At 69.2% G+C, this 25,295-nt stretch carries 25 protein-coding genes, 1 tRNA gene and 1 riboswitch; of the genes, 12 read left to right on the top strand and 14 right to left on the bottom strand.

Annotation, left to right across the window (positions count from 1 at the left end; all coding sequences use genetic code 11):
• Positions 1-94: 94 nt before the first annotated feature.
• The 4 genes from dgoD to NUT86_RS13340 all read right to left on the bottom strand — a co-directional run bounded on the left by dgoD (position 95) and on the right by NUT86_RS13340 (position 4,720).
• Positions 95-1,240, bottom strand: a complete 1,146-nt coding sequence (dgoD, locus tag NUT86_RS13355; protein ID WP_274735356.1) for a galactonate dehydratase — start codon at positions 1,238-1,240, stop codon at positions 95-97.
• Positions 1,241-1,498: 258 nt separating this feature from the next.
• Positions 1,499-2,200: a FadR/GntR family transcriptional regulator gene (locus tag NUT86_RS13350; RefSeq protein WP_018088022.1), complete on the bottom strand. Its 702-nt coding sequence runs from the start codon at positions 2,198-2,200 to the stop codon at positions 1,499-1,501.
• A gap of 223 nt (positions 2,201-2,423) precedes the next feature.
• Positions 2,424-3,152, bottom strand: a complete 729-nt coding sequence (locus NUT86_RS13345; protein WP_078518509.1) for a DUF4383 domain-containing protein — start codon at positions 3,150-3,152, stop codon at positions 2,424-2,426.
• A 188-nt stretch (positions 3,153-3,340) separates the two neighbouring features.
• Positions 3,341-4,720: a hypothetical protein gene (locus tag NUT86_RS13340; protein WP_093644364.1), complete on the bottom strand. Its 1,380-nt coding sequence runs from the start codon at positions 4,718-4,720 to the stop codon at positions 3,341-3,343.
• 142 nt (positions 4,721-4,862) lie between these two features.
• On the opposite strand from NUT86_RS13340, the gene NUT86_RS13335 reads away from it, so the two are divergent.
• Positions 4,863-4,937, top strand: a tRNA-Val gene (locus tag NUT86_RS13335).
• 268 nt (positions 4,938-5,205) lie between these two features.
• On the opposite strand, the gene NUT86_RS13330 is transcribed toward NUT86_RS13335, so the two are convergent.
• From NUT86_RS13330 to NUT86_RS13315, 4 genes are all read right to left on the bottom strand, one after another.
• Positions 5,206-5,658, bottom strand: a complete 453-nt coding sequence (locus tag NUT86_RS13330) for a hypothetical protein (RefSeq protein ID WP_266446691.1) — start codon at positions 5,656-5,658, stop codon at positions 5,206-5,208.
• A 571-nt stretch (positions 5,659-6,229) separates the two neighbouring features.
• On the bottom strand, positions 6,230-7,648 hold the full coding sequence (locus NUT86_RS13325; RefSeq protein ID WP_274735352.1) for a DUF3592 domain-containing protein: 1,419 nt from the start codon (positions 7,646-7,648) through the stop codon (positions 6,230-6,232).
• A 167-nt stretch (positions 7,649-7,815) separates the two neighbouring features.
• A complete protein-coding gene (locus NUT86_RS13320) occupies positions 7,816-8,910 on the bottom strand; it encodes a WXG100 family type VII secretion target (protein WP_274735350.1) in 1,095 nt (364 codons plus the stop codon).
• Complete coding sequence (locus tag NUT86_RS13315) at positions 8,910-9,236, bottom strand: WXG100 family type VII secretion target (RefSeq protein ID WP_018088014.1); 327 nt, start codon at positions 9,234-9,236, stop codon at positions 8,910-8,912. Before NUT86_RS13315 ends, NUT86_RS13320 begins: the two co-directional genes overlap by 1 nt.
• Positions 9,237-9,365: 129 nt before the next feature.
• On the opposite strand from NUT86_RS13315, the gene NUT86_RS13310 reads away from it, so the two are divergent.
• From NUT86_RS13310 to NUT86_RS13300, 3 genes are all read left to right on the top strand, one after another.
• On the top strand, positions 9,366-9,668 hold the full coding sequence (locus tag NUT86_RS13310) for a hypothetical protein (RefSeq protein WP_274735347.1): 303 nt from the start codon (positions 9,366-9,368) through the stop codon (positions 9,666-9,668).
• A gap of 146 nt (positions 9,669-9,814) precedes the next feature.
• Positions 9,815-10,846, top strand: coding sequence for a DUF1152 domain-containing protein (locus NUT86_RS13305; protein WP_274740472.1), 1,032 nt, complete (start codon positions 9,815-9,817; stop codon positions 10,844-10,846).
• A 130-nt stretch (positions 10,847-10,976) separates the two neighbouring features.
• Positions 10,977-11,732, top strand: a complete 756-nt coding sequence (locus NUT86_RS13300; protein ID WP_274735345.1) for a restriction endonuclease — start codon at positions 10,977-10,979, stop codon at positions 11,730-11,732.
• Between the two features lie 41 nt (positions 11,733-11,773).
• Here the strand turns inward: NUT86_RS13300 and NUT86_RS13295 are convergent, their stop codons facing one another.
• Together NUT86_RS13295 and NUT86_RS13290 are read right to left on the bottom strand one after the other, a co-directional pair.
• Positions 11,774-12,697, bottom strand: coding sequence for a hypothetical protein (locus tag NUT86_RS13295; protein WP_274735343.1), 924 nt, complete (start codon positions 12,695-12,697; stop codon positions 11,774-11,776).
• 315 nt (positions 12,698-13,012) lie between these two features.
• Positions 13,013-13,912, bottom strand: coding sequence for a LysR family transcriptional regulator (locus NUT86_RS13290; RefSeq protein ID WP_266446705.1), 900 nt, complete (start codon positions 13,910-13,912; stop codon positions 13,013-13,015).
• Between the two features lie 242 nt (positions 13,913-14,154).
• On the opposite strand from NUT86_RS13290, the gene NUT86_RS13285 reads away from it, so the two are divergent.
• The 7 genes from NUT86_RS13285 to NUT86_RS13255 all read left to right on the top strand — a co-directional run bounded on the left by NUT86_RS13285 (position 14,155) and on the right by NUT86_RS13255 (position 21,045).
• Positions 14,155-14,604, top strand: coding sequence for an ATP-binding protein (locus tag NUT86_RS13285; protein ID WP_338149784.1), 450 nt, complete (start codon positions 14,155-14,157; stop codon positions 14,602-14,604).
• Between the two features lie 190 nt (positions 14,605-14,794).
• Complete coding sequence (locus NUT86_RS13280) at positions 14,795-16,099, top strand: MFS transporter (protein ID WP_274735340.1); 1,305 nt, start codon at positions 14,795-14,797, stop codon at positions 16,097-16,099.
• A gap of 87 nt (positions 16,100-16,186) precedes the next feature.
• Positions 16,187-17,557 carry a M20/M25/M40 family metallo-hydrolase gene (locus NUT86_RS13275; RefSeq protein WP_159488389.1) on the top strand — a complete coding sequence of 457 codons (1,371 nt, stop codon included), beginning with the start codon at positions 16,187-16,189 and terminating at the stop codon, positions 17,555-17,557.
• 48 nt (positions 17,558-17,605) lie between these two features.
• On the top strand, positions 17,606-18,832 hold the full coding sequence (locus NUT86_RS13270; protein WP_274735338.1) for a CaiB/BaiF CoA transferase family protein: 1,227 nt from the start codon (positions 17,606-17,608) through the stop codon (positions 18,830-18,832).
• Positions 18,829-19,626: an enoyl-CoA hydratase/isomerase family protein gene (locus NUT86_RS13265; protein WP_266446713.1), complete on the top strand. Its 798-nt coding sequence runs from the start codon at positions 18,829-18,831 to the stop codon at positions 19,624-19,626. Before NUT86_RS13270 ends, NUT86_RS13265 begins: the two co-directional genes overlap by 4 nt.
• Positions 19,627-19,812: 186 nt before the next feature.
• Positions 19,813-20,364 carry a DoxX family protein gene (locus tag NUT86_RS13260; RefSeq protein ID WP_274735336.1) on the top strand — a complete coding sequence of 184 codons (552 nt, stop codon included), beginning with the start codon at positions 19,813-19,815 and terminating at the stop codon, positions 20,362-20,364.
• Between the two features lie 180 nt (positions 20,365-20,544).
• Positions 20,545-21,045, top strand: a complete 501-nt coding sequence (locus NUT86_RS13255; protein ID WP_018088003.1) for a VOC family protein — start codon at positions 20,545-20,547, stop codon at positions 21,043-21,045.
• Between the two features lie 24 nt (positions 21,046-21,069).
• Here NUT86_RS13255 and NUT86_RS13250 read toward each other — a convergent pair whose 3' ends face one another.
• From NUT86_RS13250 to NUT86_RS13240, 3 genes are all read right to left on the bottom strand, one after another.
• On the bottom strand, positions 21,070-22,206 hold the full coding sequence (locus tag NUT86_RS13250; RefSeq protein ID WP_159489457.1) for a HoxN/HupN/NixA family nickel/cobalt transporter: 1,137 nt from the start codon (positions 22,204-22,206) through the stop codon (positions 21,070-21,072).
• A 31-nt stretch (positions 22,207-22,237) separates the two neighbouring features.
• Positions 22,238-22,485, bottom strand: a riboswitch (cobalamin riboswitch).
• Positions 22,486-22,572: 87 nt separating this feature from the next.
• On the bottom strand, positions 22,573-23,421 hold the full coding sequence (locus NUT86_RS13245; RefSeq protein WP_093644387.1) for an alpha/beta fold hydrolase: 849 nt from the start codon (positions 23,419-23,421) through the stop codon (positions 22,573-22,575).
• A complete protein-coding gene (locus NUT86_RS13240; protein ID WP_274735333.1) occupies positions 23,418-24,065 on the bottom strand; it encodes a MarR family winged helix-turn-helix transcriptional regulator in 648 nt (215 codons plus the stop codon). Before NUT86_RS13240 ends, NUT86_RS13245 begins: the two co-directional genes overlap by 4 nt.
• Before the next feature lie 140 nt (positions 24,066-24,205).
• Between NUT86_RS13240 and NUT86_RS13235 the strand changes: the two genes are divergently transcribed.
• A complete protein-coding gene (locus NUT86_RS13235; protein ID WP_274735331.1) occupies positions 24,206-24,616 on the top strand; it encodes a hypothetical protein in 411 nt (136 codons plus the stop codon).
• Here NUT86_RS13235 and NUT86_RS13230 read toward each other — a convergent pair.
• Positions 24,579-25,235: a nucleoside/nucleotide kinase family protein gene (locus tag NUT86_RS13230; protein ID WP_109896114.1), complete on the bottom strand. Its 657-nt coding sequence runs from the start codon at positions 25,233-25,235 to the stop codon at positions 24,579-24,581. The genes NUT86_RS13235 and NUT86_RS13230 overlap by 38 nt on opposite strands.
• Positions 25,236-25,295 lie beyond the last annotated feature (60 nt).

The following is a 25,295-nucleotide window of genomic DNA, read 5'->3' as shown; positions in this document are numbered from 1 at the left end:
GGGTGTGGCGATGAGGTTGGGCGGCTCGGATGTGGCCTGCGCATCGTCGCCGGACGGAGCCGGAGCGGTCGGCGGCCTCCGCGTGCCCGCCCCTTCACCACTCGGCGAACGCGCCGTCCTCATGGCGCCACACGGGGTTCCGCCAGGCGTGCCCCCGCTGATCCGCCGCCCGCACGGCGGCCTCGTCCACCTCCACGCCGAGACCGGGGCGCTCGGTCCGCAGCAGGGAGCCGCCGTGGAAGCGGAACGGCTCGGGATCCACGACATAGTCCAGCAGCTCGGCTCCCTGGTTGTAGTGGATCCCGATGGACTGTTCCTGGATGAGGAAGTTCGGGGTGGTGAAGGCGACTTGGAGGCTGGCGGCCAGGGCGACCGGGCCGAGGGGACAGTGCGGGGCGAGCTGCGCCCCGTACGCCTCCGCGAGCGCGGCGATCCGGCGCAGCTCGGAGATGCCGCCCGCATGCGAGATGTCGGGCTGGAGGATCGCCACGCCGGCTTGCAGCGGAGCCAGGAACTCTCGCCGGGTGAAGAGACGTTCACCGAGTGCGAGGGGGATGGGAGAGGCGTTCACGAGGTCGGGGAGGGCATGCAGGAATTCGCAGAGGACGGGTTCCTCGACGAACATCGGTGCGTAGTCGGCGAGCAGGGGGAGGAGCCTGCGGGCGTTGGCGGGCGAGACGCGGCCGTGGAAGTCGAGGCCGAAGTCCCGTTCGTCACCGAGGACTTCGCGCGCGGTCTCGGCGCGCAGCAGACATTCCCGTACTTCGGCGCGGGTCGCCACCGGCGTCATCCTGCCGCAGCCGTTCATCTTGACGGCGGTGAAGCCCGCCTCGGTCTGCGCGGTGACCGCGTCGCGGATGGCGTGTGGTTCATCGCCGCCCACCCATGCGTAGGCGCGGATCTTCTCGCGGACCGGCCCGCCGAGCAGCTGGTGGACGGGGACCCCGTGCCGCTTCCCTTTGATGTCCCACAGCGCCTGGTCCAGACCGGCGACGGCGGAGGACAGGACGGGCCCGCCGCGGTAGAAGCCGCCCTTGGTCATGACCTGCCAGTGGTCCTCGATGCGCGCCGGATCCTGCCCCAGGAGGTACTCGGACAGCACCTCCACGGCCGCCCGGACCGGCTCGGCCCGCCCCTCGACCACCGGCTCGCCCCAGCCGACGACGCCCTCATCGGTCTCCACCCGTACGAACATCCAGCGCGGCGGGGCGAGGAAGGTCTCGATGCGGCTGATCTTCATGGACCGGTCCGTCCTTTCGGCGTGCGGAATGCGGGCGTACGGCCAACGCGCTCCGGTCGGCCCGTGCCGCCCATCGGCCCCGGCCCTCCGCGCGCCAGGCCTGTGCGCGAGGTCCTGCCCACCCACGTCACCGCGTTAACCGACGCCGCTCCTGGCACGCAGCGCCCTCCGCCCCCGCCCACTGCGCCGCGCTGCATCCGTCCCCTACTACGGATACGCCCGGGATACTCCCGCTGCTACGGATGCTCTTCGCACCTACTACGGATGCTCCCGCGCGGACACATCAAGCAGTTCGAGCATCGCCATATAGGCCCCGTCGACGTCCCGGTTCCGTACGGCCTCGACGACCGCGGCATGCAGGGCATGGGGCTGCTCGAACGCACCGTCCGCGGCGAGCACCTCCCGGTCGCGCTGGACGAGCACCGGCACGATCACCCGGTGCATCTGCGCGTAGAAGCGATTGTTCGACGCGATCAGCATCGCCGTGTGGAAGGACGCGTCGGCGCGTACGAGCAGCACCGGGTCGTTGCCGGCAGCCGCCATCGCACTCAACGCGGCATCCAGGGCCGCCAGATCCTCGTCGGTACGGCGCTCCGCGGCGAGCCCGGCCGCCGCGGGCTCGATGGAACGCCGCAGTTCGAGCACATCGGCGAAGAAGTCGGACGAGACACCGGCAGCCAGTTTCCACCGCAGTACGTCCGTGTCCAGGAGGTTCCAGTCCTCCCGGGGGCGGACGAACGTGCCACGCTTCTTGTCGGTCCCGAGGAGGCCCTTGGTGGTCAGCACCTTGATCGACTCCCGCAGCACGGTCTGGCTCACGTCCAGCTCCGCCAGCACCTCCGGCATCACGAGGCTGTCGCCCTCACCGTAGGTGCCTTTGAAGATCCGCTTGGCGAGCGCTTCGACCGCCCCATGGTGCGCCCCGTGCCCTGAGGAGGCGGCATGCCCCGAACGGCTCATCGTGCTGCTCCCTGCTCCCCGTGCCGCGCTGACCCCCACGCCTTCCCCTCCCGCCCCTCAGCTGTCCCCGCCACCACCAGCCCCGTCGGCAACTCCGACCCTGGCGGAGATCACGGAAACCACCGACCCGCTCGCCCCACGCCACCCCACCCCACCCAGCCATCAGGGCGTACCGAGCACCCCAATCCCACCTCGGTACGCCCTGACGTCTCCTCGCCCCGGCTCAGGGCTTCTTGCGGTCGCCACCGGTGCGGGTGCCGCTGTCGAGGGCGGTGGTGCGCCTTCTGCTCCCGCTGGTGCCGGCGCCGAACGAACCGCGCCCGGCATGCGGGGCGCCCTGCATCTTGATCCGCGCCGCCTGCCGTGCGGCCGTCATGCCGGAGACGGGACGCAGCTGTCCGCGGTCGAACTGCTCCGCCTCCTCCGGGTGCCGGGCGCGCCAGTACGGATTGTCATGGGGGAGGCCACCGCTGACCCGCCCGTACATCCCGAAGACCAGCAGCATCAGCCCGACCACGAAGCTGAACAGGACGTTCTGAATCTGGAAGGCGAGGAAGTTCGCGCCGGTGTCCAGCAGCGCCAGGTTCACGAATCCGCTCAGGAGGAAGAGGGCGCCGAGCACGATGTTGAGGGTCGAGGCGAAGTTCCCGCCGATCACCATGCCGACGAAGAGGATCGCTCCGACGACGATCGAGAGCACGCTCAGGGAGCCATTGGTGTTCAGCCCGGCCACGGTGTCGCCGCCGGTGTCGAAGTAGCCGATGTGGTGGGTCAGTCCGAGGATGCCGAAGGCGATCAGTACCAGGCCCATCAGCCCGGCGCCGATGCGGTAGACCTTGCTGAGCCGATGGTCCACGGGCAGATGCTCATCGAGCCGTGTGCGGTGCCTCTTCGCCCGGTGGAGGGGGTTCGCGGGCCCGTGCAGGGTCTGGCCAGTAGCCCCAGTAGCCATGTCCGGCCTCCTTCGCGCAGGTGCCGACTGGGCCGTACTTCTCTCCAGGATCAGCCCAGGTGGCATTTCACGCCATCGCGCCCGGCGGCCGGGGAGGAAGGCGCCGCCCGCACCGCCCGCAGGATTCCGGCCGGGACCGGGCCGCACACCGGCCCGGCAGGATCACACCCCGAGGACGCCCCGGAGCCTCAGCCGCCGGCCCCGCCCCTGGCCTCCCGGATCTCCTGTACCACCCGGGCCGCCGTCTCCCGTACCGCCTCGGTCTCCATCAGGAAGTGCCACCAGTCCGGATGGCGCCCCTCCAGGCCCGCGACCGCACGGTCCAGCCGCGCCACCGCATCGTCCAGCGGGCCGGCGTGCCGCGGATCGGGGGTGCTGCGCCCGGTCATCGCCAGTCGCTGCGCGTCCCGTACGGCGAAGCGGGTCCGCTCGACCTCCTTCTGCCGGTCGAACGACACCGCATCGAGCCGCTGCAGCCGGTCGCCGGCCGCCGACACCGCCTCGTCGGTGGTGTCCAGCAGCGCCCGTACGGTCGCCAGCCGGCTCGTGGCATCCGCCCAGCGCTGCTCGTCACGCGCCTGCTGCGCCTCCCGCAGTTTGACCTCGGCCTGCTGGACGGACTGCGTGGCCTGCTCCGGCACCTGCTGCAGGTCCTGCCAGCACGCCGCGCTGTAGCGCCGCCGCAGCTCACTGAGGACCGGGTCGACGTTCCCCGCACGCGTCGTGATCGCCTGCGCCCGGGTCCGCAGCGACACCAGCCGCTTGTCGATCTCCGCGGCCTTGCCCGGCAGCCGCTCGGCCTCGGTCCGTACGCCCTCGGCCTGGCGCACCACGTCGTCGGCCCGCCGGATCGTCTCCGGTACACCGTGCTGCCCGGCGCCCTGGTTGAGCTTGGTCAGCTCCGGCGCGAGCGCCGCCAGCCGGGCCGCAAGATCATCGGCCTGCAGGCCCTGCGCACGGACCGCGTCCAGCGCATTGCTCGCGGCCAGCAGCGCCTGCCGCGCCCGCTCCACGGCCGGGGCCAGCCGCGCCAGCTGCGTCTCGGCGGACTGCAGCAGCGGCCCCAGCCCCTGCGCGAACCGGTCCAGCTCACCCTTGACGCGGTCCAGCTCCTGCTTGGCACGCGTCAGATCGGCCCGCGCCCGCGCCATCGCGCCGCCGTCGAGGTCGTCACGGTCAAGATCGTGGGAGTCGACCGCGGTGATGTACCCCTGACTCACCTCGTCGATCCGCCGGCCGAAGCCCTCGTACTCCTCTGCCGCCTTCCGCGCGGACGGCGAGGTGTCGACGGCGGTGATCGTCTCTATGGAGATCCGCAGATCCCGGTGCGCGGTGTCCAGCTCGTAGAACGCCGCCGCCGCGGCATCCTTCGCGGCCTGCGCATCGGCCCGCTGACCTTCCCCCCGCCCGAACCAGCGCCGGGTCCCCCCGCCCGCGAACGACAACGGCGCCAACGCCACCAGCAACGGCAACGGCAGCAACATGAGCGCCACCACGTCCCGGACCGGGCCCCCACGGGCGCGACGGCGTTCTCGCTGCTCATGCGGCTGAGTGTCTGTCGCCGTCACTTACCTCTCCCGATCGGATCGCCCCAGGACCGAATGTCATTCTCCCACTCACCGGAAACGAACACATCGGCCGGTAAGTTCGCACTTCGAGCACTGGTTTGCAGTGCAGCCCCAGAGGCAAGGTAGTCTGTCGGCTCGGCCAGGGCGCATAGCTCAGCGGTAGAGCGCTGCTCTTACAAAGCAGATGTCACAGGTTCGAATCCTGTTGTGCCCACCAGTCAAAAGACCCCCTACTGATCTTGGTAGGGGGTCTTTGACGTCTGGAATTGACGTCAACGGCAGCGGTCAGCCGGCAGTGGGCCGCCGCTTCAGAAGCCGGTCCATGTGATTCACAGCCTCACGCTGCGTGTCCTGCACGACCACGATGTGCGTGTACGTGGGGTTGCCGCCACGACAGTTTTCAGAATGAGATTTCAGTCTTGGCCGCAGGTCGGGCGAGGAGCTCTACCGGGCGACGTGATCACGAAGGCTCCCGCTGTGTGGCCTCAGCCATTGATCTCGTCGTTGCTCTTGAGGAGCAGGTCGAGTTTGCACTTGGCATCGGCATGCTTCGGCCTGCTGCGTTCGAGCCCGTCGTACTCGTCGGTGACCGGGACGGGCCGGGTCTCACCGGCGCCTACGCCGCCCACGGTAAAGCTCACCGTGCCGATGTCACCACCGGTTTCGTCCCTGAACTTCACCGCGCCGTGGTAGTCCGCGCGGCTCCGGGAGTTGCCGTTGTGCACGCGCAGCTTGGCCTCCAGGGTGCCGAATGCGACGTCGAAGTGGCAGCTGGTGATGGTGATGTCCGACTCGGGTTCGGTGACCGTCCCGGAAGTCGGCAAGCTTTTGGGGGCGGCGATCGGAGGCTTCGGGAGGAGGGCGCAGCCGCCGGCGCCGGTCAAGGCGACGACCACCAGTCCGCAAACGGCTGCGGCACGAACATGACGACGGTTCACGTTGCTCCCCCGAAGTGACCGGCCATATCGGGCCGAAGTGTGTGCGTACGCCCGGATGGTGTCCAGCGTGTGACCAGCCGTGCGCTCGCGGTGTTGTTGACAGGCGCCCGTCAGGCTAACAAGCGGGGCACCGATTCCGAATTCCGGTCCTGCGGGCGGCGGTTGTTCTGTTCACTGGCGGATGTCGGGTGGATAGCAGGACGGAGCTGGGCGCCGCGGAAGCACGGGCGCGCACGACAGGTCGTCAGTGTGGAACGACTGCAGGCCGTCAGCGTGGAACGGCTGCCCTGGAAGTCTGAGGCCGCGTGCAGGCTGATGCGGAGATCTGTTGGGCAGTCCGAGCGCAGAACGACAAAGACCCAGGTCATCCTGTGTGGATATGGATGCCTGGGGCTTGATCGTTCAATTCCGCGGATCAGATCCGGCGGGGTAGGTGCCGCTTACGTCCGGACAGATGCTGGTGGGTCAGTGCGGCCACGCCCCGCAGTACCTGGCCATAGGAAAGCTGCCGACCGGGCGGGAAGCTCGGTCGGCAGCCCCTTGTGTTTGTTTCCTTGTGCTGTGTGTCCGTCTACCGTGCTGTTGCGGAGGAGGGCGGGTCCTTTTCGTCTGAGGCGTTGGGTTCTGTCGCCCGCCAGGCTGTGGACAGAGTCTCTGCCGCGACCGCGCCGAGCACGCACAGCACGCCACCGGCCGCTGCCCACCAACGTCCGGCGCCCAACGAGTTCGTGGCCAGCAGCCCTGCCAGGACAAGGGCGAGGGCTGCGGCGGTCATTGCGCCGCGCCCGACGCGCAGCGGCCAGCCGGCGCGTGGGTCCCAGGCTCGTGCCTCCCGCTGGGCGTCGACCGGAGCGCCGGTCCCGCCGGGAATCGCGGTTTCGTTGTTCTCGGCGAGCCGCTCGGCCTCCGTGAGAACCATCTGGCCGTGCAGGGCCCAGCCGGAATCGCCGACCAGTACGGCAGGCGTCAGCTGCTGAGCGGCCTTCTGCCGCGCGCGCCAGCACAGCCACAGCGGTTCCGCGCCCAGCTGCTCGGCGTATCCGTCGGTGGCGTCGTCCAGGACGAAGCGCACCTCCCCGCCGTCCGTCGTGATCACCAGTTGATCGAGCTTTGTCGACGTTCTCTTACGGCCGGACTGCTCAGTGCCCGTGCCCGCGCCCGTGTCCGTGGCCGGAGCGAGCTGGGAGATGCCGTCTCCTGTGCAGCGTCCGCGTACCGCCCGGTCGTGTTTCGTCCAGCGCGTGAGCGTTCGGAACCCACCGGAGTACAGGATTTGCAGGCCGCCCAAGAAGCCGGCGCCCAGGAGCCAGATGAGGAGCAGGGCCGTCCTCGCTCCCGGGGTGAGCGGGGCTCCGTCCAGTGAGGCACGCAGCGGCCCCGGCTTTCCCTGGACGGCGCCCAGGCCGGGCTTCGACGGTGCGTACAGGACCGTCACCTTGGAGCCGGGACGCAGTGGTTCCGGCGTATTCGTGGACACCGTGGCCGGGACGCTGCGGCCGGTCCTCGCCTCGGGGAGGGCGACCACGGAGGTGGCGGTGTAAAAGTCATGTCCACGGCTCGGGTTGTGCCGCTCGCTGTTCCGTACGCTCGTCACCCGTACGTCCTGGATGACTCCGCCCGCCGCGGCGATCCCATCGACCGGAGCCGGCCGTTCGGCATCCCCTGCCGCCAGTGCTACGAACCCCAGGAATGCGGTCGTGCAGCAGAACACAGCAGCGGGGCCCCGCAGTTGTGCGGGCCACCGGGCGGGGAGCCGGGCGGGGAGGGCGGGCGGACCGGAGGCGTGCGGTGTATTGCCGGGCACGGGTCGCAACTCGGCAAAGGTGTCCGCGCCGCTCCGGTGTCCGGTGCCGCGCTGCCGTAGTGCCACCGTGGCCAGACAGCCGAGTACCACGGCCAGGCTTGCCACGATGCTCCACTGCCGCGCCTGCTCATCGGCGCAGAACATCCAGATCGCCGGTACGGCCACGAGCGCCGGGGATCCCACCACGGCAATCACCGCGGCCATCCGGCGGGTTGCCCGCCCCGCGCGCACCGCCCCTTCTCCCGACGGTCCTTCTCCCGACGCCCTTTCTCCTGACGGTCCTTCTCCCGATCGCCCTTCCACCGACGGTCCTTCCTCCGGCAGGCCTTCTTGCGCCGCCCGTTCGTTCACCGTCATCCGAAGACATCCTCGATCCGGTCCGTACCGGACGTTCCCAGGCTGTCCGTGCGCTTCTTGGCGGCGGCCTGGGCTTCATCGGAGGACCCGGAGACGTTTTCGACGCCGTCCTTGGCGTCGTTCCCCGCCGGACCGCCGAAAACGGGTACGGCCGAATTCATGGCGACATCCTGCGCGAGATCGCGTCCGGCATGGGTCGGCCGGATATCGAAGGCGCGCTGGAAGCTGACTCCTTCGGCGGCTCCACCGCCGGCGGCCGCGCCGGTTACGGCAGTGATCGCAGAGGAGGCCGGATCGAATTCTTTGTCTTTGTCGAAGGCTGCATCCAGGGCATCACCGGTAACGCCGCCCACGGCGCCCCCCGCGGCGCCGGTCACGAACGTTTTGCCCACGCGGTTTCCCATCAGGTTTTCCGCGACCTTACCGGCGCCGGTTCCCAAGGTGGCGCCGCCGAGTCCACCCAGGGCGTTCGTCCTCCACTCGGGGCCCTTGCCGCTCAGAACGCTGGTCGCCACACCGCCTGCCGTGCCTCCGGCCCAGTTGGCGAGAGCGTCGAGGACGATCTTCCCTTTTCGGCCCGCGTAGAGAGTACGGAAGACCGAGGCCACTCGCTGGAGCAGTACGCCCAAACGACCGGCGGCCGCAACGGCCCTCGATGCCAGCTGCGCGACCCGGGCGGCGCCGGCTGCCGTGGAGAGGCCGAAGCTGAAGAGGGACGTCGCGGCGGACACGGCTACCGAAATGCCGATTTCCGCATAGATGCCATGGATCTCATCGTTGATCTCTTCGATGCTCTTCGCTGCTTCATCCAGCCCCTTTGCGCACTCCTCGAACTCGCCGGTCGTATCGTCGATCGCCGATTTGAGCTGCTTCCAGTGGCTCTGGAATGCCTCGGCCGCCGGGCCGCGCCAGGTCTCCCCGACGGTTCCCTTCACCTCCCGGTCGAGCTTGGAGAACATCTCCTCCGCTTCGCTCGCCAGCGACCGCCAGCCCGCAGCCGCCGCTCTCAGGACATCGGGCCTGCCGCCGGGGTTGATCGCCTCGATGCCGACCTCGAAGACCTTTTCGGCCACCGACTCGTCGTCACTCATCAGTTGCCCCCCTTGTGGCCGAAGAGCGCCGAGACGTTGTCATCGTTGGTCTCGGTGTTGCGTGTGACCTGCTGGAGTGCGGCGCCGATTTCATCCAGATGGCGATGGACCTTCTCCATCGCCGTGCTCACGTCTTTTGAATAGTCAACGTAGGAAGAGGTGATCTCCTCGGATTCGGTGAGTACGCCGAATCCGTCGCCGATTGCTTCCTCCCCGGTTTTCTGGGAGAAGCTTTTCAAATGGCTCTGCAGGTCATAGGCATGCGTTTCGAAACTTTTTGCCAGCTTCCGTAGTGCGGCGGAGTCGACAAATACCTCGTCGGACACGCTAGCCTCGCGCTTCGTTGATGAAATCTCCGGTTGGTCAGTTTTCTGACCTATAACTGGAGTAAGGGTAGGGGCAGGTCCCAGGCGTCGCAAGGCTGGAAGCGTTCGCGGAATCGAATGCTTCGCATTATGTGGAAGGTTCGATGTCTGGGTGAATTGTCGGCTTGGTCTGCCGTGTCGGTCGGTCGTCATGTGTTGCTGGATGTTGATCATGCGGCGTTTTCTTTTCCGCTGGTCATCGACCGCGCGCGAAGGTTAGTGCCTTATGGATGCCCCGTGTATGCCCCATGGACTTCAGTCGCATCCGATGTCCCGGATGCGGTGCAGGCGGCCAAATCCCCCTATCTCGTTGGTGGATGGCGCGTAGATGCTGGTCGAAAAGGCGCTGAGGTGAGCGCGGTTATCTCGCCGGAGCATTTGCCGGACAGCTGAGGGGTGGGGTCGGTGACGGTCGGCCGGTCATTCGCAGGTCGTCGCGTCGCCGGTCCCGGCGGGCCGGTGCGGCAGCCCGTACGCTGACAGATGTGACGCGCGTGATCGTGGCAGCAGGGGGCGGCGGCGATGCTGTCGCCGCCGCGATGCTGGATGCCGCCCTCTACGGGGGCGAGACCCCGGCGACGGTTCTCACCTACGCGTGGGACCGTCTCTTGATCGATCCCGTTCCGGGCCCCCGAGGGCCGGCCAATTTCACGGGCCTCCGCCCCCTCACCCGAAGCGTCCGGACCGTCCCCGCCGACGCAGCGCCGATTGCTCCCGCCGGCTCGACGCTGCCCAGGCTGGCCGCAGAGCTCCGGCAGACCTTCGCGCTCATCGACCCGCACCACGGCGCCGAGGGCATGGTGCGCCAACTCGAAGAGCTCGTCCAGTACTTGGAACCGGACTCCGTCGACCTCCTGGATGTGGGCGGCGACATCCTCGCCCAAGGTGACGAACCCACCCTCCGCAGCCCTCTCGCCGATGCCCTCACCCTCGCGGCGTGCTGCGAACTCAACTTCCCCGTACGGCTCCTGGTCGCCGGCCCCGGCCTCGACGGCGAACTCCCCGCCGACGCCCTGCACGGCCGCCTGGGCCCCGTCGCCCTGACCCTCACCGCCGAGCACGTCACGCCCATCAGCTCGGTACTGGAGTGGCACCCCTCCGAGGCGACGGCCATGCTCGCCGCCACCGCGCGGGGCGCCCGTGGTCTGTGCGAAGTACGGGATGCCGGCCTGCCGGTCCCGCTCACCGACGAAGGCCCCACCGTGCACGAGGCCGACCTCGACGAAGCCCTCGACCGCAACCAGCTCGCCCGCGCCATCCTCGCCACGGAGAACCTGCATCAGGTCGAGCAGCACAGCCGCGAGATCTGCGGCTTCTCCGAAATCGACGACGAACGCAACAAGGCCGGTGCGTTCGGCGGCCGGCCCGCCCGGAAGCTCGACCCGGAAGCCGTACTCCGGCAACTCGACGAGTTCGAGACCGACGCCCGGGCCCGCGGAATCACCCACACCACGTTCCGCCGACTCACCGAGGCATGTGGCCTCGGCGTCAACCAGCGCCAGGACCTCAGAGCACTGCTGCTCAGCAGCCGGCCGGAGCAGTACCAGGCGCAGCTCTGGCGGATCTCGTAGGCGTGGAACCTTGCCCTACGGAGGGGCCCGGTAGGGCGATGACTGACGACGAAGATCCAGATGGTAGCGGGACACAAAGGTGGGGGAACGGAACATGGGGCGTCGGCCGGAATTTGCGTACCGCAAGGCCATGGGCTGGAAAATAGCCCTGGTTGTCGTGGGGTCTCTCGGCCTGCCGGTGGTGAACAACTGGGCCGGTGGGCTGCCAATAGCCTCCGCGGATCCGGGGAACGGATTCATGCGCATTCAGGATGTATCCGCTTCGCTGGCTCTGGGCCTCATGCTGGCGTTCCCCGTCGAGCTCTTCACTCAGGCCTCCTATCGGCGCCAGATAAGGCGTCACAGGGAAGAGATTCAGAGGCTTGAGGAAGAGAACCGGAAGATGAATGTGCAGATGCTCCGCGAAAAGGAGAGGAGGGGAGCGGAGTGGCTTGCTGAGCTCGAGTCCAGTCGGGCCGCAAGGAAAGGAAAGTACAGTCCGTCCATCAAGGAAATCGACAGTGCGTCTCCGGCCGAGTTCGAGATGACTGTCCGGAGGCTGATGGAACGGGACGGCCTCAAGGCCGAGGTCATCGGTGGCCGAGGTGACCAGGCGGTCGATGTGCTGGCCGTCAACGCCGCTGGTCAGGCGATTGCCGTGCAGTGCAAGCACACCACCCGCGGCCGCAAGGTCGACTCTCGGGTGCTCTATCAGATCAACGGAACTGCCGGCGCGGTCTATGAAGCCGGCGAATCCATGGTCGTCACCAACGGGTCCTTTACGCGGGACGCCGCCGAGTGGGGGGCCAGACACGGCATCCTTTTGATCGACCGCGACACCCTCATCAAGTGGGCGGAAGATGCTGACCATGTGTATCAGCTCGTTGATCTCGCGCTTCCGGTGTGAATGGTTCAGCGGGATGTGAGCCGTCAAAAGCGCCTGATTGGCTATGCCCCGGTCGGGCAGCCCTTGGGAAGGGCGGGGAAAGGCGTGACCCGCGGGGCGGAAGTGCCCTTGGGGCGGCGGTCGAGGAGCTTGGGGTGACCGGTGCGGGTGTCGGTCATTTTCAGTCCCCACTCGGTGTTTTCCGGGTGGTTGAAGTTGATGCTGGTGACGACCGTTCCGTTCTTGTCCTTGAGGATTGCCTGCGGGCCGTTGGGTCCGGAGGCCGGGACGGGACGGTTGGTGAGCTCCACCGTCATGCCCTTGGTGGGGAGGAGGGAGTTGATGGTGCTGGTGACGGTGCACCGGTCGGGATCGGCCGGCCCCACGTAGGAGGCGATACCGCCGTCGATGTCCAGCACGACCCACAGTCCGCCGATCCGGGTGACCCCGTACGGCGCGTCGCCGGCGGGGGCTTCCACGGAGCCGAGCACGTGCCCGCCGAGTGACAAGGTGGCCTTGTGGCGCTGGGGGCCGAGTCGGCTCACCTTGGCGACCGTTTCGCCGTCGGCGAGCTTCTCCGTGTGCGGCCCGCCGCCCTGCGAGGTTCGCTGGATCCAGGAGACGACGTTGCCGTTGTTGTCCAGTGCGGTGATCATCCCGTTGAGGTTGCCCGCGGCGTAGGGCCTGGCCGGGCCGGCCTCGATGGAGCCGAACGAGGAGCCGTTGGTGAAGCCTTCCATGCGGAAGTGGTGCTCACCGAGTTTGTAGATCTTTCCGATGGAGACGCCGTCGGCGAGCTTCACCGTACGGACATACTGGCCGCCCCCGTCGGGGTGGGCCGCGGGTCTGGTGCCGGACGCCGCAGTGTGCGGCGCTCCGTTGGCGGCAACGGCTCCGGCGGCGGGGGCAAGCGCCGCGAGGGCGGCCACCGCGGCGGTCGCGGCTGAGCGGAAGCTGTTACGGCGAGACGGTAACTGCATCAACATGCATGGCTCCAAGGCTCTTTGCGTCAAACGGAAGGTGCCGGTGACAACGCGGACTGCCTCCGCCGGATATGCGGACCGAGAGTCTGCGCGTTTGTCAGGAGAAGGAGGCTAAGAACCTTTTGTGCTCACTCCTTGCCGGTCCCGTAACGGAGAGCCCGCGGGAGGGTTTCGAATTGCCCTCAAGTGGAGGGAGTTGGACCGTTTTGGCGTGCGATGAAGCCTCTCGGTGCGGGGCGCGGGGCGCGGGGCGCGGCGGCAATGAGGGAGTGAGGGGCTGGTGGTGGAGGAGAGGCATGCGCGGCTCGGTCGCTGTCGTCACACCTCCGTTTCGCCGAGTTGATGGATGAGGTGGTCGGCGAACTCGTTCACCACCGCGGGGAGCCGGCGGCCGGCCATGGCCTGGATCTGGATGGTGCGGAGGTGCATTTCCGGGTTGAGGATGGTGATGGATTTCAGGCCTTCGACGCGTAGGCGTTCATGGACGCTGATGTGGCCGGTCAGGGAGACGGCGTTGGCCTCTTTGACGAAGGCCGACAGGGCGCTGGAGCTGGAGCTGACCAGCAGGGGTTCGAAGGCGATGCCCTCGATCGAGCAGCAGAGGTCGAAGAGGCGCCGGTTCGTCGTGCCTTCCTCGGTGAGTGCGACCGGATAGGGGAGGAGGTCGTGCAGGTGGATCTCATCGCGCTGGGCGAGGGGGTGGTCGGATCGGACCAGGGCCTGGATCGGGGCCCGCTGGGCGTGTATGACGCGGACGTCGGGAGCGGGCGCGAGGCTGAAGGTGACGGCCAGGTCGACCGAGCCGTCCTGGACCATTTGTGTGGCCAAGGAAGGGGTGACCACGGGGAGTTGGAAGGTGGTGCCCGGATGGTCCTTGCGGAAGGAGGCCATGGTGGCCGGGAGGAATTCCTGTGCGGCACCCTGTGAACTCGCCACCCGGACAATGGTCCCCAGCCGGCCGCGGCCGCGGATTTCCGCGACCACCTGATCGGTTTCCAGTGCGGCGCGGCGCGCATAAGCGGCCAGGAGGGTGCCTGCCTCACTCGGCACCATTCCCCGCGGGCGGCGCTCGAACAGCGCCACACCGATTTCCTGCTCAAGTTTCCCGATCTGCCGGCTGATGGCCGAGCCTGCGACCAGCAGTCGCCTGGACGCCTCGTTGACCGAGCCGGTGCGGACAACTTCGAGGAAGTACTCAAGAGCCGGACTGTTCAGCATGCCTTCAGCGTATGGCGGCATTGTCTTCCGGGCAACGATTTGTTCTATAAATTGCGATTGCGTGAATGGTCGGGCCGTGCCTACCTTCGTCATATGCCCTGCGGGCTCACCCGGCCGGGCGGACCGTAAGACGGAACAGCGCCTCTCGCACGGCGAACTCATCGATCAGCGGTCGGCCCGGAGCCCCCTTAGCCGCTCAGGTGTGCATCCTCCCCGCAGGCAGCCGAGGCAGGGGAAAGACGATGAATGCGACAGCCCCCAGTAGTGCATCCTCCGGCTCGTGTGCGATGCCGCGGCGGGACGCGGAATTTCTCTTTCCGCTGCCGCACATTCCGGAGGCCGTAGGCCTGGTGCGCCGACGCGCCCACACCGTACTGACCAGCTGGAATCTGCCTGCCACCACCATCGAGGACGCGGTACTGGTGATCTCGGAACTGGTCACCAACGCGGTCACTCATGCCCTTCCTCCGGCCGTGCTGCAGATGTCGCGGACGACGGCCGAAGAGCCTCGTGCGCTGCGTATCGAGGTCACCGACGCGGGTCCCGCCGTGCCCGTGCCCCGGCCTGCCGACGGCCGGCACCCGGCTGAACACGGCCGTGGAAACGCCATCGTCACGGCCCTGGCCGCCCGGCACGGTACCCGTGTCGAGCCCGGCGCGATCACGCGGTGGGCGGACCTTCCCGCCGTGTGAGGGCGTTCAACCGGTCGTTGCTTTTTGGGCAATCAGGTGTTCTAGAAGTTGCGATTGTGCGAACGATCCGGTGCCTCTAGCGTCATCGCTCAACGAGTTCACGGAGCCCGTCTCTTCCGCTTCGGACTCGCCCATCGGTGGTGCCACCCTGCGCGACAGTTCGCCTGCTCGACCCGAGGGAGTAACACTCATGACGACCGCTAGAGAGACAGGTCAGATGAATGCCGAGAAGCCCGTCAGAAAGAGCCGAGCACGGAATGCCGTGCTCGCGGCCACGGCCGGGAACACACTTGAGTGGTACGACCTGACCTCGTACGGATTCTTCGCGGTTTCGATCTCCAAGGCATTCTTTCCCTCCGACGATCCGACGGTTTCCCTGATGCTCGCCTTCGGCACCTTCGGGGTCTCGTATCTGGTCAGGCCATTGGGCGCGCTGGTCCTGGGAACGTACGCGGACCGCACCGGACGGAAAGCAGCGCTGCTGCTCACCATTCGGCTCATGATGATCGGCACTTTGCTGATCGCCGTGATGCCCACCTATGAATCCATCGGCATTGCCGCACCGGTACTGATTCTGGTGGCCCGTCTGCTGCAAGGGTTCTCCGCGGGTGGCGAGTTCGGCAGTGCGACGGCATTTCTGGCCGAACAGTCCGCCGACCGGCGGGGATTCATGGCGAGTTGGCAGTTCGCCTCGCAGGGCCTGGCGACATTGATGGCCGCGACATTCGGCACCGTACTGAGTCTGAGCCTCTCCGGAGCGCAGTTGGATTCCTGGGGCTGGCGCATCCCGTTCTTCGTCGGCCTGCTGATCGGCCCGGTGGGCTATCTGATCCGCCGGCATGTCCCGGAGACCAGCGCATTCGTCGAAACCACCGAAGCGGGAGACGTCGCCACGACCCCCGTCCGGCAAGTGCTGCGGAGCCAGAAGCTGCCGGTGCTCCTCATGGTCGGCGCACTGGTGATGTCCACCGCGGTGACCTACGTGATCGTCTACATGCCGACCTACGCACACGAGGTCCTCGGTCTGCCGTCCTCCGCCGGCTTCATCGGGGCGGCGGTGTCCGGCGTGGCACTGACGACCCTCACGCCTCTGATCGGTCATCTCTCGGACCGGGTCGGCCGCATCAAGGTCATGCTCATTGCCGGGACCGCCATGGTCCTCAGCATCTACCCGCTGTTCCTGCTGCTGTCGGGCAGCCCGTCGCTGCTGGTCATGGGCGTGGTGATGTTCCTTCTCGGCGTCTTGAAGGCCTGCTACTTCGGTGCGCTGCCCGCCTTGATGTCCGAGGCCTTCCCGACGGCGACCCGAGGCACCGGTCTGTCCCTCAGCTACAACATCGGCGTGATGTCCTTCGGCGGCTTCGCGCCCGTGATCATCACCTGGATGATCGCCGCCACCGGCAGCCACCTCTCGCCCAGCTTCTACATCATGGTGGCCGGCGCCCTGAGCATCGCCTCTCTGCTGGCCGCCCGCCGTTTCCTCGCCCTGCGCTGACGCAGCGGCCGCACTCCGCACCGCCCGATGAACCCCCACCTGGCGGGCGTCACGCCCGACAGTACCCAGGAAAGAACGAGGTCAACGATGACGGACGCTGCCACGATCCGCGCCCAACTCCCCGCCACGCCGCGCGAGCTGGTGCAGGGGTGCCAGGACGAACTCATCGCCGGACTGATGGAGTACGTCAGCCATCCCAGTGTGAGCGCGACCGGCGAGGGGTTTCCCGCCGCGACCGATGTCGCCGTCGAAGAGGTCAAGCGGGCCGGTCTGACCCCGTCGGTGCTCGTCGGCAAGGGCCGGCCGCTGGTGGTCGGCCACCGCGCGGGGCCGGCGGGAGCGCCACACGTCCTGCTCTACGGCCACTACGACGTCCAGCCGACCGGGCCCCGCGAGAGGTGGAACTCCGAACCCTTCACCCCCGTCCTGCGGGACGGGCGGATCTGGGGGCGCGGCACCGGCGACAACAAGGGGCAGCACTATGCGCACCTACAGGCGCTGCGCCTGTTCGACGAGCACATCGGCGCGCTCCCCTGCACGGTCACGGTGCTGCTCGACGGTGAGGAGGAGATCGGCAGCCCCACACTGGCGGACACCCTGCGCGCGCACCGGGAGCTGTTCGACTGCGATCTCGTGGTCTGGAGCGACCGTTCGGTCCATGAGTCCGGTGAATGGTGTGTCTCGCACGGGGTCCGCGGCATGCTCCATCTCCGGCTCACGGCAACCGGTCCGAGCCGCCCGCTGCATTCCGGCAACTTCGGCAATGTCGCGCCCAACCCGGCCTGGCAGCTGGTCCAGGCGCTGGCCAGTCTCAAGGACCCCAGCGGCCGGGTCCTCGTCGAGGGCTTCGACGACGGCCGGGAACCGCTGTCCGACGCCGACCGCGCCGCGTTCGCCGCCCTCCCGCTCGACCTGCAGGAAGTCCTCGGGGACATCGGACTCACCGAGATGGACCCCGCGTTCAACGGGCTGTCCTTCTATGAGCGGCTGGCCGACCGTCCCACGCTCACGATCAACGGGATCACCACGGGGGACGTGGACCGGACCATCATTCCCGACACCGCGGAGGCGGGCGTCGACATCCGGCTGACGGCGGGTCAGGACCCGCAGACCGTCTTCGAGCGGGTGGCCGCACATCTGCGGGCCCATGCCCCCGAGGTGACGGTCACCATGGTCGGTGGCGTACCGGCGTCCCGTACCTCGATCGACAACCCCCATACGCCCAGGGTGGCGCGGGCCATCTCCCGGGTGACCGGGCGTGATCCGCTGCTGATCCCCGCCTATGGCGGCACGCTTCCCGACTGGGTTTTCACCGGGATCCTCGGTGTGCCCAGCATCGGCCTGCCGCTGGCCAACGCCGACCAGGCCAACCACGCGCCCAACGAGAACCTCCGCGTCGACTACTTCCTCGACGCCACCGCCATCTGCATGGAGCTCCTGCTCGAACTGGGCGCCTGACGTCCGGCCGCCCGGCGAAACCCACTGGAACAGAGGCGTGACACCGCAATGCGCACCACACCACACCCCCGGCCCTGGCTCGTTCACGACGGTGCCCTCACCGGTCTGAAGGTCCTCGATCTGTCCCGCATCCTGTCCGGGCCGTTCTGCACCATGGTGCTGGCCGACCTGGGCGCTGATGTGATCAAGGTCGAGGACACCGTCTCCGGCGATGACACCCGCGCCTGGGGTCCCCCCTTCCAGGGCGAGGACGCGGCCTACTTCCACAGCGTCAACCGCAACAAGCGCGGTATCGCGGTCGACCTCAAGGACCCCGACTGCCTGCGCCTGATACAGGAGCTGGCCACCACCGCCGATGTGATCGTGGAGAACTTCCGGCCCGGTACGGCGGCCCGTCTCGGGCTGGGCTACCAGGAGGTCCGCGACCACAACCCCGCCGTGGTGTACGCCTCGATCAGCGGGTACGGGCAGACCGGGCCGTACCGGAACGAGCCGGGCTACGACGCGATCGCGCAGGCGGTCAGCGGCGTCATGAGTGTGACGGGCGAACCCACCGGGCCGCCGGTGCGCTTCGGGGTCTCCCCGGCCGATCTGGCCGCCGGAATGTGGGCCGCCATCGGCATCCTCGCCGCCCTCCGCAACCGCGAGCACACCGGCACCGGCGAGTGGGTCGATGTCTCGCTGCTGGACGGCCAGGTGGCCTGGCTGAGTTATGTCGCCGGCGGGTACTTCGCCTCCGGGAGCGTCCCGCAGCGTTACGGGTCGGCCCATCCGGCGATCGTGCCCTACCAGGCGTTCCCCACCGCCGACGGTCACCTCATGGTCGCCGCCGGAAACGACGGGCTGTGGCGCCGCTTCGCCACCGCGATCGGGCTCGCCGGGCTCGTCGACGACCCACGGTTCGCGACCAACCCCGACCGGGTCCGCCACCGTGCGGAGCTGCTCCCGCTGATCGAGCGCGCGCTGAGTGCCCGCGGCGCCAAGGAGTGGGCCGTGCTCCTGACCGAGGCGGAGATACCGGTCGGGCCGATCAACACCGTCGACGAGGCGCTGCGGCACCCCCAGGTCGTCGCGCGCGGCATGGTCACCGAACTCCAGCACACCGGCGCCGGCACCCTGCGCACCATTGCCTCGCCCATCAAGCTGTCCGGCCACCCGGCGACCGTGCGCACCCCGCCGCCCCGGCACGGGGAGCACACCGCACCCGTGCTGACCGCCATGGGGGTCGACCCGCGGCAGCTGGCCGAGCTGCGCGCGCGAAAGGCCGCGAAGTGACCGCCGTACCCGCCCCCGACGTCACCATCGCGACGTTCCGGTCCGGCGCGGCCGCCGAGATCCGGATCGGTGACGGCAGCCGGCGCAACGCCCTCCCCGGCGAGGCCTGGGCGCGGCTGGCCCGCCAGGTCAGGGAGCTCGGGGCCTGCCGGTCGCTGCGCGTACTGGTGATCCGGGGGCACGGCGACACCTTCTGCGCCGGCTCCGACATGACCGACTGGGTGGATGCGGACTCCGCATACGTCGAGGAGTCCTTCGCGCACATGGAAGAGGCGTTCTCCGCGATCGAGGACTGCCCCGTCCCGGTGGTCGCCGAGATCCGCGGGGTCGCCGCCGGTGCGGGATGCCAGCTCGCCCTCGCCTGCGACCTGCGGCTGATGGCGGACTCCGCCCGGATCGGGATGCCGATCGCCCGGCTCGGCATCCTCGCCAGTCCCGCGTTCGCCGCACGCATGGTCGCCCTGACCGGACCGTCCGTGGCACGGGAGTTGCTCTACACCGGCCGGTTGGTCGACGCCCGCACGGCGGTGGAGCTCGGACTGGCCGACCACCAGGTGCCCGAGGCGCAGCTCACCGACCGCACCGGCCGGCTCACCGCTGCGGTCGCCGCGCAGCCGCCGGCGGCGATCCACGCCGCCAAGCTGGCGGTCGGCGCCGTGCTGGGACCCCAGCGGCAGGCCACCGCCGTCAATCCCCGGCCGGCGGTGGCGCGGTCGCACTTCGGGCAGGCGATCGCCGCGTTCCTCGGGAAGCAGCCGGCGGCAGTCCCGCCGGACCCGCCCCTCGCGCCCTGAGCAGGGATGACATGCGGCGGGTCCGAGGTGATGGCCTCGGACCCGCCGCACGGCCGCCACATGCCCCGCATGCCCTGTTGTTCGCCGTGGGGGTGCTGTGTATCGTCGGAGGGTGACTTGAAGTTTCAAGTAATTGTCCGCGGCCTCGTGGGGCCGCCCCCCCCGACATGCGAAAGAGCGCTCCTGATGACGTCCCCCCTCGGCACCCTTGCGTCCTCCCGCATCGCCACCCCCATCCGCGCCGCCCCCTCTCTGTACGGCTACGACGCAGGGCTCCTCCTGCTGCGCCTCGCGCTCGGACTGACCATGGCGGCCCACGGCGCACAGAAGCTGTTCGGCTGGTTCGGCGGACCGGGGCTGGACGGGACCGGGCAGTTCTTCACGATGAGCGGCTATCCGGCGGGCAGGACGATGGCCGTCGTCGCCGGCCTCACCGAGACGCTCGGCGGGCTCGGGCTGGCGGCCGGGCTGCTCACGCCGCTGGCCGGTGCGGCGGTCGTCGGCACGATGATCAACGCCCTTGCCGTGAAGTGGGGCGGCGGCTTCTTCGCGCCCAAGGGGGTGGAGTACGAGCTGCTGCTGACCGTCGGTGCGGCGGCCCTGACGCTGACCGGGCCCGGCCGTTGCGCCATCGACCGCTTCCTGCCCGCTCTGCGCGCAGCTCGCCCGGTCCATGGCGTGGTCGCGCTGGTGCTGGGTGTGGTGATGGCCGCCGGGGTGCTGCTGGTCCGGAAGTGACGCCTGGGGTGAGTCCCGGGGGCCTCGCCGTGAATGCACCGGAAGTGCGCCACGGTCCGGACGTCGGCCGGTCGGATACCGGCCGGCCCTGGGCGGCGGCCGGGTGTGCGAGGTAGTAGAGCAGAAGCAGGGGGCGGCGCCACGGTGGTGTCGCGGCCGGGAGATCGGAGAACAGGCTTCATGTCCGTACGACGTCTGAACCACGCGGTGCTCAACGTCCGCGATGTGCCGCGGTCGGTGGCGTTCTACACCGAGGCCCTCGGGCTGACGGTGGATGTCGAGATACCGGGGCGGGCCGCGTTTCTCAGCGCTCCCGGCTCACACAACGATCATGATCTGGGGCTGTTCGCGGTGGCACCGGACGCGCCGGGGCCCGAGGCCGGGCGGGTCGGGCTCTACCACCTGGCCTGGGAGGTCGGCACGCTCGGCGAACTCGTCGCGGCCCGGACGCGGCTCACTGAGCGAGGCGCCCTGGTGGGCTCCAGCGATCACCTCGTCGCCAAGTCGCTGTACGCCAAGGACCCGGACGGCAACGAGTTCGAGGTGATGTGGCGGGTGCCGCGGGAGGACTGGCCGGGCCCGGACCTGCCGGACCGGCTGCTGCCCCTCGATCTGGGGGCGGCGCTGGAGCGCTGGGGCCCGGACCGGGAGACGGGCGCCGCCGCCGGCTCGGCCACCTGAGGGGCCCCGGGCGGCCGGGCTTCCTCAGGTACCGGGCGTGGTCTGCTCCGCCGGCTCCGCTCGCCCGGCCCGCGCCGCCCAGCGCTTCTCGACGCCGGCCAGCCGCCAGTACGCCAGCGCCGCGGCCCACACCACCACGAACAGGCCGACGATGATGAAGCCGACGTTGTCGAGGTCGAGGCCGGAAATCCAGCCGGTCAGCGCATCGTTGAGGCCGAGCTTGTCGTGCAGCACGGTCACCAGCTCGATGGTGCCGATGAAGAAGGCGACGGCGATCGACAGACCGGTGATGGTGAGGTTGTAGTAGACCTTGCGCACCGGGTTGGAGAACGCCCACTGGTAGGCGAAGTTCATGAAGGTGCCGTCGAGGGTGTCGAACAGGCTCATTCCGGCGGCGAACAGCAGCGGCAGGCACAGGATCGCGTACCAGGGCAGGCCCGCCGCGGCGCCGCTGCCCGCCATCACCATCAGGGTCACCTCCGTCGCGGTGTCGAAGCCGAGCCCGAAGAGGAAGCCGAGCGGGAACATCTGGCCGGGGCGGGAGATGGAGCGGGTGAACCGCCCCAGGAAGCGGTTCATGAAACCGCGCGCATCCAGGCGCTGCTCCAGCTCGGCCTCGTCGTAGCGGCCCTCGCGCATCCCGCGGAAGACCCGCCAGATCCCGGCCAGCGCGACGAGGTTGAGGGCGGCGATGAGGTAGAGGAACGTTCCCGAGACCGTGGTGCCGATGGTGCCCAGGATCTGGTGTGTACGGGACTCGTCGTCGAGCAGTGTGCCGGCGAGCTGGGCGCCGCCGGCCACGAGGGCCGCCATCGCCACGACCACACTGGAGTGGCCGAGGGCGAACCAGAAGCCCACCGAGACCGGGCGCTTGCCGTCGGCCATCAGCTTGCGGGTGGTGTTGTCGATCGCGGCGATGTGGTCGGCGTCGAAGGCGTGCCGCATACCGAGGGTGTACGCGGTGACGCCGAGCCCGACGCCGAACACCTGGCTGCCGACGGAGTAGTGGTGCGGGACCACGAGCAGGAAAAGCACGCCGAAGGCGACGACATGCAGCCCGGCTATGACTGCCATCAGGCCCGCGGTGCGGAGGGTGTCCTGCCGGCGCCAGCGGAACGCGGCCGGGGCAGGGGTGTTCGGGGTATCGGTGGGCAGGGCCATCCGGCGGTCACGCTCCAGCACCTCGTGGATCAGTTCGTGAGATGCCGTGGCCGGTCTCCTGGCTTAGGGGTATCACCCTGCTCCTGTTGAGCTTGGGGAAGGGTGGCCGCGTCCGCCCCCGCCTTCCCGGCCGCGGGCTGCGGTCAGTGGCGCCGCAGGCGCGCCAGGCGCCTGCGGAAGGGGTGGAAACTCCCCGATCACAGTGGCGAGGGCCGCTCCGGGCTGGGACCACAAGGGTCCGTCACCGGATTCCCGAACACCACGGCCCGGCCACTCTAGCCGCTGCCCGGACGGCGCTCGCTGTGCGGGGGTTTCCGCGGTCCGGAGGGAGAGCGGCCCGCGGTGGGGCAGTGGTCCAGGGGCGGGTCAGTAGTCCAGGGAGGAGAGGAAGGCGTGCAGTTCGTGGTCGAAGAGCGGGGTGTTCTCCAGATTGACCATATGGGCCGCACCCGGTATCCGGACTCTTCGGGCGCCCGGAACCGTCAGGGCTATCGCATGGGCGTTGGCGGAGATGTCTCCGCTGTCGAGATCGCCGTCGAACACGACCGTCGGCACCCGGACCTCGCCGAGGCGGCCGGCGGCGCCGACCTCCAGCGGCATACCGGCACCCATACCGTCGGCATGGACCTCCACATTGGCCGCGGCCGAGGCGCGCATCCGTTCGCGGAATCCCGGGTGCACCGCGGACGGCTCGCGATGGGGCCCGTCCACCCACATCCGCAGGAAGTGCTCGACATACCGCTCCGCGCCGTCCGGTGCGCCGATCGCCGCGACCTGCTCCTTGATGTGCGCCAGGATGAAGGGGTCGGTGAAGGCCCGGCCGCTGATGCCGGGCGAGGCGAGCGCGAGGGCCGTCACCCGGTCCGGGTGGGCGAGGGCGGTGTCGAGCGCGACCCGCGCGCCGTGGGAAAGGCCGACGAGGACCGCGCTGGGAACATCGAGCGCGTCGAGCAGGGCACACAGATCGTCGTGGTTGGCGTAGTCCCCGGTCACGGTGGAGGACAGGCCGTGGCCGCGGGAGTCGTAACGGATCGCGCGCAGGCCTGAGTTGACCAGCCAGGTGAATTGCTCGTCCCACATGTGCTGGTCGAGCATGCCGCCGTGCAGCAGCACCACCGCAGGGCCCGAGCCGGCCGTCTCGTAGAACAGCTCGCCCTCGTCGACCGGCACGAGGCCGTTGTCGATCTCGGACCAGGCGGTGATTCTCTGCGTCATGCTCCTGACCGTCCTTTGTGCATGAGAGGGGCTGTGGGTCTGCTGTCGTGGCCTTCAGGGTTGCCGTTGCTCCCGTTACTGCCTTCACTGCCACGACTGTCCCGACTGCCCTGACTGTCGGTTTCCTCCCGTTGAACGCGCGAGCCGTTCGCCAGGTGCCGGAATTCCTCGCCGAGTCGGTCGAGGACGTGCAGCGCGGTGCGGACGTCCTCGGCGGGCAGGTCGGCCAGTCGCTGCCGCAGCTCCGTCGACTCGAACCGCTGGATCCCGCGTATCGCCGCCGTGCCTTCGGTGGTGAGCCGGATCAGGGAGGAGCGGCGGTGTGCGGGATTCGGGGCCGTCACGACCAGGCCCAGCTCCGCGGCGTGGTTCACCCAGCGCTGCACCGGCTGGCGGTCGAGCCCCATCGTGCGCGCCAACTGCGGGACGGTGCGGGGGCCTTCGGTGTGCAGGGCGTCCAGCAGTGCGTGTTCGCCGGCGGTCATGCCCGTGTCGGCCAGCTCGCGTTCCACCGCGCGCACGACCGTGCGGTGCAGTGGCCACAGGCGTCGGATGACGTCGTACAACAGATCTTCGGTGGCCGTCGGTTCCCCGGCGCTGTCTCCGCCGGCGTGCTCGCCGGCATCCCCCTCGATGACACTCATGATGTCATGATGACACCGGTGATGTCGTTTGGGAAGGGGGCTGCCGCGGAATGGAGTTGAGGAGACGGACGGGTGTGCTGAGGCTCGTGTGACCGGTGGGCGAGTGGCGAATGCGAATGGGTGAGGAAGGTGGACGGCGGATGAAGGTCGGTCTGTTGCGTGCGGTCGGGGTCGCCACGGCGGTCTACGGTGCGGCGGTGGCCGCGGTGCCCGATCTGCTGGCACGGCCCTCGGGGCTGGTCGATGAGGAGGGGCGGACCGGGCGGGCCACGCGCACCTCGCTGCGCCCGCTGGCCTGGCGGGATGCGGTGAGCGGGCTGGCCATGGCGATGGCTCCGGACGGCCCGGCGCTGCGCACCGCCGCGTATGTGCGGATCGCGGCCGACTTCGGGGACGCCGTCCTGCTCGGTGCGACGCTGCCCGGCCGCGACCGGAAGCTGGCGGCGGTGGTGGTGTCCGTCGGGTGGGGCGCGCTGTCGGTGGCCGGGCTGCTCGCGGGCGGGCGGCGGGAGGTCAGGCACCCCCGGGCGGCGGGGCCTCTTCGGGGGTGAAGGTGACGACGAGGTCGGCGCGGTCGCGAGTGGCCGCCACGACACGGGCGTTGGCCTCGTCCGAGGCGTGGACGAACCGCTCGGCGTCGGCGCGCGGGCGCCCGAAGTGTTCATGGCGGTCGACCAGCCGCCGGATCCGCTCCGGGGTGTCCAGGTCCACGTACCAGACCTCGTCGAGCAGTGCGCGGACCCGGGACCAGGGCGCGGAGTCCAGGAGGAGGTAATTGCCCTCGGTCACGATGAGCGGGATGTGGGGTGCCACGGGGATGCTGCCGGCCACCGGCTCCTCGATACGGCGGTCGAACGCCGGGGCGTAGACGGCGCTGTCCGGCTCCGGCTCGCGCAGGCGCGCCAGCAGCGCCGCGTATCCGGCCGGATCGAAGGTGTCCGGCGCGCCCTTGCGGTCCGTACGGCCCAGGCGGCGCAACTCCGCCTCGGCGAGATGGAAGCCGTCCATCGGGACGAGCGCCGCCCGCCCGGCCAGCTCCGCCACGAGGTGGGCGGCGAGAGTGGACTTGCCGGCGCCGGGCGGGCCGGTGATGCCGAGCAGCCGGCGCCGGGCGGGAGTCGCGGAGTCGGCGAGCCGGCGGGCGCGGGAGAAGAGGTGCCGGGGATCCATGGTGCGTCCATCGTGCCCGATCGGCGGCGCCGGCGGCCGGATGCGCCCCCCCGGTCGGTG

The organism is Streptomyces sp. G7(2002) (assembly GCF_028870195.1).
Taxonomy (GTDB): domain Bacteria; phylum Actinomycetota; class Actinomycetes; order Streptomycetales; family Streptomycetaceae; genus Streptomyces; species Streptomyces nigrescens.
This window is presented reverse-complemented; position numbering and strand designations above follow the sequence as displayed.